This window comes from Leclercia pneumoniae (assembly GCF_017348915.1).
Taxonomy (GTDB): Bacteria; Pseudomonadota; Gammaproteobacteria; order Enterobacterales; family Enterobacteriaceae; genus Enterobacter; species Enterobacter pneumoniae.
This window is the reverse complement of record NZ_CP071383.1, coordinates 2,439,750-2,453,067: the sequence shown is the minus strand read 5'-3', so window position 1 is coordinate 2,453,067 and position 13,318 is coordinate 2,439,750. Positions and strand designations below refer to the sequence as shown.

At 50.1% G+C, this 13,318-nt stretch carries 11 protein-coding genes; 8 read left to right on the top strand and 3 right to left on the bottom strand.

Going from position 1 to position 13,318, the window contains the following annotated elements:
- Positions 1-58: 58 nt before the first annotated feature.
- Complete coding sequence (galU, locus tag JZ655_RS11855) at positions 59-967, top strand: UTP--glucose-1-phosphate uridylyltransferase GalU (protein WP_040075268.1); 909 nt, start codon at positions 59-61, stop codon at positions 965-967.
- Between the two features lie 165 nt (positions 968-1,132).
- On the opposite strand, the gene hns is transcribed toward galU, so the two are convergent.
- Positions 1,133-1,546, bottom strand: a complete 414-nt coding sequence (gene hns / locus JZ655_RS11850; protein WP_040075269.1) for a histone-like nucleoid-structuring protein H-NS — start codon at positions 1,544-1,546, stop codon at positions 1,133-1,135.
- A 523-nt stretch (positions 1,547-2,069) separates the two neighbouring features.
- On the opposite strand from hns, the gene tdk reads away from it, so the two are divergent.
- A complete protein-coding gene (gene tdk, locus JZ655_RS11845; RefSeq protein ID WP_040075270.1) occupies positions 2,070-2,684 on the top strand; it encodes a thymidine kinase in 615 nt (204 codons plus the stop codon).
- 74 nt (positions 2,685-2,758) lie between these two features.
- Here the strand turns inward: tdk and adhE are convergent, their stop codons facing one another.
- Positions 2,759-5,434, bottom strand: a complete 2,676-nt coding sequence (gene adhE, locus JZ655_RS11840; protein WP_046885197.1) for a bifunctional acetaldehyde-CoA/alcohol dehydrogenase — start codon at positions 5,432-5,434, stop codon at positions 2,759-2,761.
- Positions 5,435-5,910: 476 nt separating this feature from the next.
- On the opposite strand from adhE, the gene JZ655_RS11835 reads away from it, so the two are divergent.
- From JZ655_RS11835 to oppF, 6 genes are all read left to right on the top strand, one after another.
- Positions 5,911-6,558: a YchE family NAAT transporter gene (locus JZ655_RS11835; RefSeq protein WP_046885198.1), complete on the top strand. Its 648-nt coding sequence runs from the start codon at positions 5,911-5,913 to the stop codon at positions 6,556-6,558.
- 773 nt (positions 6,559-7,331) lie between these two features.
- Positions 7,332-8,963 (top strand): oligopeptide ABC transporter substrate-binding protein OppA, encoded by a 1,632-nt coding sequence (oppA, locus tag JZ655_RS11830; RefSeq protein ID WP_046885199.1) that lies wholly within the window; start codon positions 7,332-7,334, stop codon positions 8,961-8,963.
- 85 nt (positions 8,964-9,048) lie between these two features.
- Complete coding sequence (gene oppB / locus JZ655_RS11825) at positions 9,049-9,969, top strand: oligopeptide ABC transporter permease OppB (RefSeq protein WP_040075273.1); 921 nt, start codon at positions 9,049-9,051, stop codon at positions 9,967-9,969.
- A gap of 14 nt (positions 9,970-9,983) precedes the next feature.
- Complete coding sequence (oppC, locus tag JZ655_RS11820; RefSeq protein ID WP_040075274.1) at positions 9,984-10,892, top strand: oligopeptide ABC transporter permease OppC; 909 nt, start codon at positions 9,984-9,986, stop codon at positions 10,890-10,892.
- A gap of 11 nt (positions 10,893-10,903) precedes the next feature.
- A complete protein-coding gene (oppD, locus tag JZ655_RS11815) occupies positions 10,904-11,917 on the top strand; it encodes an ABC transporter ATP-binding protein (protein ID WP_040075275.1) in 1,014 nt (337 codons plus the stop codon).
- Positions 11,914-12,918, top strand: coding sequence for a murein tripeptide/oligopeptide ABC transporter ATP-binding protein OppF (gene oppF, locus JZ655_RS11810; protein WP_040075276.1), 1,005 nt, complete (start codon positions 11,914-11,916; stop codon positions 12,916-12,918). The genes oppD and oppF overlap by 4 nt, the downstream gene beginning before the upstream one ends.
- Before the next feature lie 45 nt (positions 12,919-12,963).
- On the opposite strand, the gene JZ655_RS11805 is transcribed toward oppF, so the two are convergent.
- Positions 12,964-13,293 (bottom strand): HI1450 family dsDNA-mimic protein, encoded by a 330-nt coding sequence (locus JZ655_RS11805; protein WP_040075277.1) that lies wholly within the window; start codon positions 13,291-13,293, stop codon positions 12,964-12,966.
- Between the last annotated feature and the right edge of the window lie 25 nt (positions 13,294-13,318).

Genomic DNA, 13,318 nt, shown 5'->3' with positions numbered 1-13,318 from the left:
ACTAAACGCGTTATTTATGCAGATAAGTTCAAAACTTGAACAGTTCAGGAGAGTTTCAATGGCTGCCCTAAATTCGAAAGTCACAAAGGCCGTTATCCCGGTTGCTGGGTTAGGAACCCGTATGCTGCCGGCAACGAAGGCAATTCCAAAAGAGATGCTGCCACTCGTTGATAAGCCATTAATCCAGTATGTGGTCAATGAATGTATTGCCGCTGGCATTACTGAAATTGTGCTGGTAACGCATTCATCCAAAAACTCTATCGAAAACCATTTCGATACCAGTTTTGAACTTGAAGCCATGCTGGAAAAACGTGTTAAGCGCCAGCTGCTGGAAGAAGTTCAGTCTATTTGCCCGCCTCACGTCACTATTATGCAGGTGCGTCAGGGTCTGGCAAAAGGTCTGGGTCATGCCGTACTGTGTGCACACCCGGTTGTAGGTAATGAACCTGTCGCGGTTATTCTGCCAGACGTTATCCTTGATGAATTTGAATCCGATCTTTCTCAGGATAACCTGGCTGAAATGATCAAACGTTTCGACGATACCGGCAGCAGCCAGATTATGGTTGAGCCTGTCGAAGACGTAACTGCATACGGCGTTGTAGATTGCAAAGGCATTGCGCTGCAGCCAGGCGAGAGCGTACCTATGGTAGGCGTCGTAGAGAAGCCTAAAGCCGACGTAGCGCCGTCTAATCTGGCGGTGGTAGGGCGTTATGTCCTGAGTGCGGAAATCTGGCCGCTGCTGGCTAAAACCCCTCCAGGCGCCGGTGATGAAATTCAGCTGACCGACGGTATCGATATGCTGATCGAGAAAGAGACCGTTGAAGCCTACCATATGAAAGGTAAGAGCCATGACTGCGGTAATAAACTCGGTTACATGCAGGCGTTTGTAGAATATGGGATTCGCCACCAGTCACTGGGTGAAGAATTCAAGGGTTGGTTGAAAGAGACGCTGGGTATTAAAAACTAAGCTCGCTTTATCCACTCTGAAACCGGTGCCAGTCATGGCTCCGGTTTTTTTATGCCCACCAGGATGAGTCTTAATAAGACAATCTGTAACCTGATGTCTCTGTCAATAAAAGAGGGGCATAAAAAAATCCCGCCTTAAGCGGGATTTTTTATAAAGCGTTCTGGATTATTCCTTGATCAGGAAGTCGTCCAGCTGTTTGCCTTGTTCATCCATGGCTTTCTTGATAACAGCTGGGGTACGGCCCTGGCCAGTCCAGGTTTTAGATTCGCCGTTCTCATCGATGTAGCTATATTTAGCCGGACGAGCTGCGCGTTTAGCCTTGGTGCCAGATTTAGCCGCAGCCATGCTGTTCAGTAATTCGTTAGGATCAATACCATCAGCAATCAGCATTTCGCGATATTGTTGCAGTTTACGAGTACGCTCTTCGATTTCTGCAGCAGCAGCATTTTCTTCTTCACGACGCTCATTAACTACGACTTCTAATTTTTCCAGCATTTCTTCAAGCGTTTCAAGTGTGCATTCTCTTGACTGCGCGCGAAGAGTACGGATGTTGTTCAGAATTTTAAGTGCTTCGCTCATTGTAGTAATCTCAAACTTATATTGTGGGGTTTGTTGAGGTAATAATAGAGGCATAAATTGATATGTGCAATAGGGCAGAATGTAAGGAATTCAAAAAATAGCCAATATCTGACGATATTATTAAATACGCTAACTTAAATTTACTCTGTTGAAAGCGACGTTAGTTATCAAAAGATGCGGATTTAACCTGACGGTAATCGCTTTCTTTTGTGACGGTTCCCACAGCATTATAGTTTCCAGGGATAAATATCAACCATTTGTATTAGCGCGTTATAGACAGTAATCCTTAGGAATTCTTAATTAATTTCGGATTTTTTCTGCATTACATTAAACAATAAATAACTGCATTTTCCAGAACTTACAGTGGTTCTTGTTACATGCCATTCGCTTTATTTTAGATTTTAATAGCAACTCCATCGCGGCGCGGCTATGCCGCCTGTTGCAAGGCCAGACGGATGCCCCGACAAAATATGGTACAATGCCGCATCGGGAATAATACACATTCATTAGGGTTTTACGGCCAATGGCACAACTGTATTTTTACTATTCAGCAATGAACGCCGGTAAGTCGACGGCGCTGCTGCAATCCTCCTACAATTACCAGGAACGCGGGATGCGGACTGTCGTCTATACCGCTGAGATTGACGATCGCTTTGGCAGCGGTAAAGTCAGTTCACGAATTGGACTCTCTTCTCCCGCCCGGCTTTATAACCCGCAGACCAGCCTGCTGGAGGATATCCGCGCCGAACATGCGCGTCAGCCCATCCACTGCGTGCTGGTCGATGAGAGCCAATTTTTAACCCGTCAGCAGGTTCATGAACTTTCAGAAGTGGTCGATGAACTGGATATTCCCGTGCTCTGTTATGGCCTGCGTACGGATTTTCGTGGTGAGTTGTTTATTGGCAGCCAGTATTTGTTGGCATGGTCAGATAAACTGGTGGAATTGAAAACCATCTGTTTCTGCGGACGTAAGGCGAGCATGGTGCTGCGTCTGGATCAGCATGGTAAACCTTATGCAGAAGGGGAGCAGGTGGTAATAGGGGGGAACGAACGTTACGTATCGGTATGCCGCAAGCATTATAAGGACGCGCTGGTAGTAGGCTCCCTGACCGCAATTCAAGAAGCCTACCGCCGTTAATACTTAATCAATTCTCAGTTAACCCCATATATAAAAAAACCCGCCAGAAGGCGGGTTTTTTGTTGGGCCGTTAATTAAGCGCTTTTCTTCGCTTTCTTATCGGCCTTGACTGGCATTTCAACTTTAGGCGCAGCAGTTTCACCTTCGGTGTATTCGCGGCCATAGTAAGTATCCAGCAGAATCTGTTTCAGCTCAGCGATCAGCGGGTAACGCGGGTTAGCGCCAGTACACTGGTCATCGAAAGCATCTTCAGACAGTTTATCCACGTGAGCCAGGAAGTCAGCTTCCTGAACACCGGCTTCGCGGATAGATTTAGGGATACCCAGTTCAGCTTTGATGCTGTCGAGCCATGCCAGCAGTTTCTCGATCTTCGCGGCAGTGCGGTCGCCCGGTGCGCTCAGACCCAAATGGTCTGCAATTTCAGCGTAACGACGACGCGCTTGTGGGCGGTCGTACTGGCTGAATGCAGTCTGCTTGGTTGGGTTGTCATTGGCGTTATAGCGGATAACGTTGCCAATCAGCAGGGCGTTCGCCAGACCGTGAGGAATGTGGAACTGAGAGCCCAGTTTGTGCGCCATAGAGTGGCAAACACCCAGGAAGGCGTTAGCAAACGCGATACCGGCGATGGTTGCTGCACTGTGGACACGCTCGCGTGCTACCGGGTTTTTAGACCCTTCGTTATACGAGGCTGGCAGGTTCTCTTTCAGCAGTTTCAGAGCCTGCAAGGCCTGACCGTCGGAGAACTCGGAAGCCAGTACGGAGACGTATGCTTCCAGAGCGTGAGTGACCGCATCCAGACCGCCGAATGCGCAGAGCGATTTCGGCATGTCCATCACCAGGTTGGCGTCAACAATTGCCATATCCGGAGTCAGGGCATAGTCAGCCAGTGGGTATTTTTGACCGGTTGCATCGTCGGTAACAACCGCAAACGGAGTCACTTCTGAACCGGTACCGGACGTGGTGGTTACCGCGATCATTTTCGCTTTCACGCCCATTTTCGGGAACTTGTAGATACGTTTACGGATATCCATAAAGCGCAGCGCCAGTTCTTCAAAGTGGGTTTCAGGATGCTCGTACATCACCCACATGATTTTTGCTGCGTCCATCGGGGAACCGCCGCCCAGCGCGATAATCACGTCTGGTTTGAAGGAGTTGGCCAGTTCAGCACCTTTACGAACCACGCTCAGCGTTGGATCCGCTTCAACTTCGAAGAACACTTCCGTTTCAACGCCGGACGCTTTCAGTACCGAGGTAATCTGGTCTGCATAGCCGTTGTTGAACAGGAAACGGTCAGTCACGATGAGCGCACGTTTGTGGCCATCAGTAATCACTTCATCCAGCGCGATTGGCAATGAGCCACGACGGAAGTAGATAGATTTCGGAAGTTTATGCCACAACATGTTCTCAGCTCGCTTAGCAACGGTTTTCTTGTTGATCAGGTGCTTAGGACCAACGTTTTCAGAGATGGAGTTACCACCCCAGGAACCACAACCCAGAGTCAGGGAAGGCGCGAGTTTGAAGTTATACAGGTCACCGATACCACCCTGAGAAGCTGGGGTGTTGATCAGGATACGTGCGGTTTTCATCTTCTGACCGAAGTGAGCAACACGTTCTGGCTGGTTATCCTGGTCGGTGTACAGGCAAGAGGTATGACCTATACCGCCCATTGCCACCAGTTTCTCTGCTTTTTCTACCGCGTCGTCGAAATCTTTTGCGCGGTACATGGCAAGAGTAGGGGAAAGTTTTTCGTGCGCAAATGGCTCGCTTTCATCAACAACCGTGACTTCACCGATCAAAATCTTGGTAGAAGCAGGAACGGTAAAGCCTGCAAGTTCAGCAATTTTATACGCTGGCTGACCTACGATAGCCGCGTTCAGCGCGCCATTTTTCAGGATGATGTCCTGAACGGCTTTCAGCTCTTTACCCTGCAGCATGTAGCCGCCGTGGCTGGCAAAACGTTCGCGAACGGCATCGTATACTGAATCAACAACAACCACAGACTGTTCAGACGCACAGATAACACCGTTATCGAAGGTTTTAGACATCAGTACAGATGCCACAGCACGTTTGATATCCGCTGTTTCGTCGATAACGACCGGGGTATTACCGGCACCTACACCGATGGCAGGTTTACCAGAGCTGTAAGCGGCTTTAACCATACCTGGACCACCGGTCGCGAGGATCAGGTTAATGTCCGGGTGGTGCATCAGCGCGTTGGACAGTTCAACAGAAGGCTGATCGATCCAGCCGATTAAATCTTTCGGTGCACCCGCTGCGATAGCGGCCTGCAGTACGATATCTGCAGCTTTATTGGTTGCATCTTTGGCACGCGGATGTGGAGAGAAGATAATTGCGTTACGGGTCTTCAGGCTGATGAGCGATTTGAAGATAGCGGTAGAGGTTGGGTTGGTGGTTGGAACGATACCGCAAATGATGCCGATAGGTTCTGCGATAGTGATAGTGCCGAAGGTATCATCTTCAGACAGCACCCCGCAGGTTTTCTCATCTTTATAGGCGTTGTAGATATACTCTGAAGCGAAGTGGTTTTTAATCACTTTATCTTCAACGATACCCATACCGGATTCGGCAACGGCCATTTTAGCGAGAGGGATTCGAGCATCTGCAGCAGCCAGAGCGGCGGCGCGGAAGATTTTATCAACCTGTTCTTGGGTGAAATTGGCATATTCACGCTGGGCTTTTTTTACGCGCTCTACAAGTGCGTTAAGTTCAGCGACATTAGTAACAGCCATAATGCTCTCCTGATAAAGTTAAACTCTTTTAGTAAATCAGCTGCTCGACACGACAAACAGTATAGACAGTGCGTAAGTGACTTGCTTAACTCACATTGAAATCAACGGTTTATCTTGTTTATGCAACCCCTGACTTACTAAAAGAGCCTCCTTTCAACACCTTATTGAGTAGTATTGAAACTCCCTGGTGGCGTAATCAAGATTACTCACTTCTGAGTACGAAAATCATGATCCAAATCAATTTATCCATAAGCTGATACCTTTCAGCAGGGGCATTTCGTGTGATTTCATCCGGTGTTAATGAGTTCCGTAAATTATTGAACCATAATGACTCATTCAGTATACAAATATTTTACATTCCCAAATTCAGGGTTTGAGCAATATTGTGATGAAGTCTGGGTCTAAAAAGCGTATCTTCAGCGCGGTTATTATTCCCACCCTTATTTATCAGGCACTGCGTTTTACCGGAGCTAACAGTGGATCTATCGCTCTTTGATTTTCAAACCTATTTTAAATTTTTTATTGGTCTTTTCGCGTTAGTTAACCCGGTCGGTATCATTCCCGTGTTTATCAGCATGACCAGCTACCAGTCGGCCGTGGCGAGGAACAAAACTAACCTCACCGCAAACTTGTCGGTGGCGATCATCCTGCTGACCTCGCTCTATCTTGGCGATTCCATATTGCAGATTTTCGGCATCTCCATCGATTCGTTCAGGATCGCCGGGGGAATTCTGGTGGTTACCATTGCGATGTCGATGATCAGCGGCAAGCTCGGGGAAGATAAGCAGAACAAACAAGAGAAATCAGAAACCGCGATACGCGAAAGTATTGGCGTGGTGCCGCTGGCGCTGCCCTTAATGGCGGGGCCTGGGGCAATCAGTTCAACGATAGTCTGGGGAACCCGATACCATAACTGGATGCACTTAATCGGCTTTTCCCTCGCCATTGCGCTGTTTGCGTTATGTTGTTGGGGCGTCTTCCGCATGGCACCCTGGCTGGTTCGTCTGCTGGGCCAGACCGGTATTAACGTGATCACCCGTATAATGGGGTTATTGTTAATGGCCCTGGGTATTGAATTTATTGTCACCGGAATTAAGTCGATATTCCCTGGACTCTTGTCATAACTATTTCATACGAAAGAGCGGAGCTAATGGCTTCGCTTTTTTTCATCATTATTAGTAAATCCTATAATAAAAGTTGAAAATTTCATGAAAGATAAGAACTTCCACTCATCATTTTGTTCCCTTAACTTTCAATAGTTTGTCTATACATCCTCACTTCTGAAGCTCACATTGCACGCAACCAGCCTGTTATTTTACTCACACCATACTCTGGGGCTTGCTGAGGGATTAATGAAATGATATTAGTAATTTGATGATTCATGTAGATGAATGTGCTAAAAAATAGACAGTTGTTAATTTTTTGTACAGATTGCCTCTCGCCTCTGGATTTATAACGATCGGGGTGCATCATCATTCTTTATCCCATTGAAAATTGGCATTATTTGTCTGGTTTCGATGCGCGGCAGGGTAGCCCACAAAGCGTCATTATCTTTCGTAAAAGAGAATTGCTTAACAAATTTGCAAAATGTATTGGCACCGGTTACAGCCATTTGGTACTTTCCGGCCTTATAATTTCAGCAGATATCACGAAGATGAGAATCATTTGTATTTGAGGTTTTCGTTTTCACAAAAAAATACATCTCTCTGACAGGAGAGGGGTGTGAAAAATCGACATAAGGTGGTCGAACGAACCACCGGTAATAGTAAAGTCGGTGATAGCAGGCAGTAAAAACACCTGACAGCCACATAAACTCCTGGGTTGTCAGGAAACCCCAACAGGGGAATTAAACAGGCTGGTAAAAACCAGTAATTATAATGAGTGGAGTACCAACACAATGTCCATCATCACAAAAAAAAGTCTGGTAGCGGCGGGAATTTTGACTGCGCTAATCGCAGGCAACGTTGCAATGGCTGCAGACGTTCCTGCTGGAGTACAACTGGCGGAAAAACAGACGCTGGTGCGTAACAACGGTGCTGAGGTTCAGTCTCTGGATCCGCACAAAATTGAAGGTGTACCTGAGTCCAACGTTAACCGCGATCTCTTCGAAGGTCTGCTGGTCTCTGATGTAAACGGCCACCCGGTAGCGGGTGTGGCTGAAAAATGGGAAAATAAAGACGGTAAAGTCTGGACCTTCCATCTGCGTAAAGATGCGAAATGGTCAGATGGCTCTCCTGTTACCGCACACGATTTCGTCTATAGCTGGCAGCGCCTGGCAGATCCAAACACTGCCTCTCCGTATGCGAGCTATCTGCAGTACGGTCATATTGCCAACATTGATGACATCATCACTGGCAAAAAACCGGTCACCGATCTGGGCGTTAAGGCGCTTGATGATAATACTTTCGAAGTGACCCTGAGCGAGCCGGTTCCTTACTTCTACAAACTTCTGGTTCACCCGTCCGTCTCCCCGGTTCCAAAAGCTGCGGTTGAGAAATTTGGTGATAAGTGGACTCAGCCAGCAAATATCGTGACCAACGGCGCCTATAAGCTGAAAGACTGGGTTGTTAACGAACGTATCGACCTGGTGCGTAACACTAACTACTGGGATAACGCCAAGACCGTTATTAACCAGGTAACTTACCTGCCAATCTCTTCAGAAGTGACTGACGTTAACCGCTATCGCAGCGGTGAAATCGACATGACCTATAACAACATGCCGATCGAACTGTTCCAGAAGCTGAAGAAAGAGATCCCGGCTGAAGTCCATGTTGACCCGTATCTGTGTACTTACTATTACGAAATCAACAACCAGAAAGCGCCATTCAATGACGTTCGTGTTCGTACCGCACTGAAACTGGCGCTGGATCGCGACATTATTGTTAACAAGGTGAAAAACCAGGGCGATCTGCCGGCATACAGCTACACCCCTCCGTATACCGATGGCGCGAAACTGACTCAGCCTGAGTGGTTCGGCTGGTCTCAGGAAAAACGTAACGAAGAAGCGAAGAAACTGCTGGCCGAAGCGGGCTTTACCGCTGACAAGCCGTTGTCCTTCAGCCTGCTGTACAACACCTCTGACCTGCACAAGAAACTGGCTATCGCCGTCTCTTCCATCTGGAAAAAGAACCTGGGTGCGAACGTGAAGCTGGAAAACCAGGAGTGGAAAACCTTCCTGGATAGCCGCCATCAGGGTACCTTCGATGTGGCGCGTGCTGGCTGGTGTGCAGACTACAACGAACCGACTTCCTTCCTGAACACAATGCTGAGCGACAGCTCGAACAACACGGCGCACTATAAGAGCCCAGCGTTCGACAAGCTGATTGGCGATACGCTGAAAGCGACTGACGAAGCCCAGCGTTCCGAGCTCTACTCCAAAGCTGAACAACAACTGGATAAAGACTCCGCGATTGTGCCGGTCTACTACTACGTGAACGCCCGTCTGGTGAAACCGTGGGTAGGTGGATATACCGGTAAAGACCCGATGGATAATATCTACGTTAAAAACTTGTATATTATCAAGCATTAATGGCAATAAGTGGGGCGGGCAGCGCTCGCCCCACTGTGTCTAATCATCGTGACACTATATAGGCACACGCCAGAAGGTACGGGCAATGTTGAAATTTATCCTACGTCGCTGTCTTGAAGCGATTCCAACACTATTTATTCTTATTACGATCTCCTTCTTTATGATGCGTCTCGCGCCGGGGAGTCCATTTACCGGTGAACGTACATTACCGCCAGAGGTAATGGCCAATATCGAGGCGAAATATCATTTAAACGATCCGATCTCCACCCAGTACTTCAATTATTTGAAGCAGCTGGCGCACGGCGATTTTGGACCGTCATTTAAATATAAAGACTATTCCGTAAACGATCTGGTGGCCTCGAGCTTCCCCGTTTCGGCTAAATTAGGCGCTGCAGCATTCTTGCTGGCTCTGGTTCTCGGCGTCACTGCCGGCGTCATCGCCGCGCTTAAACAAAACTCAAAATGGGATTATGCAGTAATGGGGGTGGCAATGACCGGGGTCGTCATACCGAGCTTTGTCGTGGCGCCGTTACTGGTCATGATATTCGCTATCACGCTGAAATGGCTGCCCGGCGGCGGCTGGAACGGCGGGGCACTGAAATTCATGATTTTGCCAATGGTGGCGTTGTCACTGGCTTATATCGCCAGTATTGCGCGTATCACCCGTGGTTCAATGATTGAAGTTCTGCACTCTAACTTCATCCGTACTGCGCGTGCGAAAGGGCTGCCAATGCGTCGGATCATTTTCCGTCACGCTTTGAAACCTGCGCTGTTGCCCGTGCTCTCCTACTTAGGTCCGGCGTTTGTCGGCATTATCACCGGCTCAATGGTTATCGAAACCATTTATGGTCTGCCGGGTATCGGCCAGCTGTTTGTTAACGGTGCGCTTAACCGTGACTACTCGCTGGTGCTGAGCCTGACCATTCTCGTCGGTGCGCTGACTATTCTCTTTAACGCGATCGTCGATGTGCTCTATGCCGTTATCGATCCGAAAATTCGCTACTGATCCTGGAGCTCGCGATGATGTTAAGTAAGAAAAATAGCGAGGCGCTGGAAAACTTCAGTGAGAAGCTGGAAGTGGAAGGACGCAGCCTGTGGCAGGATGCTCGCCGTCGCTTTATGCACAACCGCGCGGCGGTTGCCAGCCTGATTGTGCTGGTGCTCATTGCCCTGTTCGTCACGCTGGCGCCAATGCTGTCGCAATTCACCTATTTCGATACCGACTGGGGCATGATGTCCAGCGCCCCTGATGCGGAATCGGGCCACTATTTTGGTACCGACTCCTCCGGGCGAGATTTGCTGGTGCGCGTAGCCATCGGGGGGCGTATCTCGCTGATGGTGGGTATTGCCGCAGCCTTCGTCGCGGTGATCCTCGGTACCCTGTACGGTTCACTTTCTGGCTATCTTGGCGGAAAAGTGGACTCGGTAATGATGCGTCTGCTGGAAATTCTTAACTCCTTCCCGTTTATGTTCTTCGTGATCCTGCTGGTGACCTTCTTTGGTCAGAACATCCTGCTGATCTTCGTGGCGATCGGGATGGTGTCATGGCTGGACATGGCGCGTATTGTGCGTGGTCAGACCCTGAGCCTGAAGCGTAAAGAGTTCATCGAAGCGGCCCAGGTTGGCGGTGTTTCTACCGGCAACATCGTGGTGCGCCACATTGTGCCGAACGTGCTCGGCGTGGTGGTGGTTTACGCCTCGCTGCTGGTGCCAAGCATGATTCTGTTCGAATCTTTCCTGAGCTTTCTCGGCCTGGGTACCCAGGAGCCTCTCAGCAGCTGGGGCGCGTTGCTTAGCGATGGCGCCAACTCCATGGAGGTTTCACCGTGGCTGCTGCTGTTCCCGGCTGGTTTCCTGGTCGTGACGCTGTTTTGTTTCAACTTTATCGGCGATGGCCTGCGTGATGCCCTCGATCCGAAAGACCGCTAAGGAGCGCCGTGATGACAATTATTGAAACGGCATCTGCACCCATTGCACAGCAGCAGGGCAACGCGCTGCTGGACGTAAAAGATCTGCGCGTCACCTTTAAAACCCCTGATGGCGATGTGACTGCGGTAAACGATCTCAATTTCAGCCTGCGCGCCGGTGAGACGCTGGGCATCGTAGGTGAGTCGGGTTCCGGTAAGTCCCAGACGGCATTTGCGCTGATGGGCCTGTTGGCGGCGAACGGCGTCATTGGCGGTTCTGCTAAATTTAACGGCCGGGAGATTCTGAATTTGCCTGAGCAGGAGCTGAATAAGCTCCGTGCCGAGCAGATTTCGATGATTTTCCAGGATCCGATGACCTCCCTGAACCCTTACATGCGTGTGGGCGAGCAGCTGATGGAAGTCCTGATGCTGCACAAAGGGATGGGCAAAGCCGAAGCGTTTGAAGAGTCCGTCAAAATGCTTGATGCGGTGAAAATGCCCGAAGCACGTAAGCGTATGCGCATGTTCCCGCACGAGTTCTCTGGCGGGATGCGTCAGCGTGTGATGATCGCTATGGCACTTCTCTGCCGGCCTAAGCTGCTGATTGCCGATGAACCGACAACGGCCCTGGACGTGACCGTGCAGGCGCAGATCATGACCCTGTTGAATGAACTGAAGCGTGAGTTCAATACCGCGATCATTATGATCACCCACGACCTGGGGGTTGTGGCAGGTATTTGCGATAAGGTGCTGGTGATGTATGCCGGCCGTACCATGGAGTATGGCAAAGCGCGCGATGTCTTCTATCAACCCGCGCACCCTTACTCTATCGGTCTGTTGAATGCTGTGCCACGTCTCGATGCAGAGGGTGAATCTCTGTTAACCATCCCGGGCAACCCGCCAAACCTGCTGCGCTTGCCGAAAGGCTGTCCGTTCCAGCCGCGCTGCCCGCATGCGATGGAGATCTGTAACAGCGCTCCACCGCTGGTGGAATTTGCACCAGGCCGTCTACGCGCCTGCTTTAAGCCGTACGAGGAGCTGGTATGAACGCTATCGACGAAAAAAGAAACGTATTGCTCGAAATCGCCGATCTGAAGGTGCACTTCGACATCAAGGATGGCAAACAGTGGTTCTGGCAGCCGCCAAAAACGCTGAAAGCGGTAGATGGCGTCACGCTGCGTCTGTATGAAGGCGAAACCCTGGGCGTGGTAGGGGAGTCGGGCTGCGGTAAATCGACGTTCGCCCGTGCCATCATTGGCCTGGTGAAAGCTACCGACGGCAAGGTTGCCTGGCTGGGTAAAGATCTGCTGGGAATGAAGCCGGAAGAGTGGCGCAATGTGCGCAGCGATATCCAGATGATTTTCCAGGATCCGCTGGCCTCGCTGAACCCGCGTATGACCATCGGCGAAATCATCGCTGAGCCGCTGCGTACTTATCATCCAAAAATGCCGCGCACCGAAGTGCGTGACCGCGTAAAAGCGATGATGATGAAAGTAGGGCTGCTGCCAAACCTGATCAACCGCTACCCGCATGAGTTTTCTGGCGGCCAGTGTCAGCGTATCGGGATTGCCCGTGCGCTGATCCTTGAGCCGAAGCTGATTATCTGTGATGAACCAGTGTCGGCGCTGGACGTCTCTATTCAGGCGCAGGTGGTTAACCTGCTGCAAAAACTGCAGCGCGAGATGGGGCTGTCGTTGATCTTCATTGCCCACGACCTGGCGGTGGTAAAGCACATCTCTGACCGCGTTCTGGTCATGTATTTAGGCCACGCCGTTGAGCTGGGCACCTACGATGAGGTGTACCACAATCCGCTGCACCCTTACACCAAAGCGCTAATGTCGGCGGTGCCGGTACCCGATCCGGATCTGGAGAAGAACAAAAGTATTCAGTTGCTGGAAGGTGAACTGCCATCCCCGATCAATCCGCCGTCTGGCTGCGTGTTCCGTACGCGCTGCCCGATAGCGGGGCCGGAGTGTGCTAAAACGCGCCCGGTGCTGGAAGGGAGCTTCCGCCACGCGGTCTCTTGTCTGAAGGTTGACCCGCTCTAAGCGAACACCATCAATAAAAAAGGCTGCTACCGCAGCCTTTTTCTTTTATTCGCGCCAGAGAATGTGGCAAAGCTTATGGTCTTTTTCCCGACACAGCAGAACGCGGGCAAAAATATCGTTAATTTCGCCGCCGTCTTCGTCCGCCAGTCCAATCACCACTTCGGCGAAGAAGTCCGGGTTGAGGTCGTAATCGACATGCTCGGCCCAGTCTTCTGACGGATCAAACAGCTCTGCGCCGCCACGCTCTTCGAACTGCAGATTGAAAAGAATAACGTCTGCGGGATCGAGGTTATCAACCGCCAGTTCGAGAAAAATATCGTAAGCCTGCTCGAGCGTTTCGTCTTCGGTCAGGCGATTGTTCAGATCCATTTCCATGATGACTACCTGTTTAACATCGTTG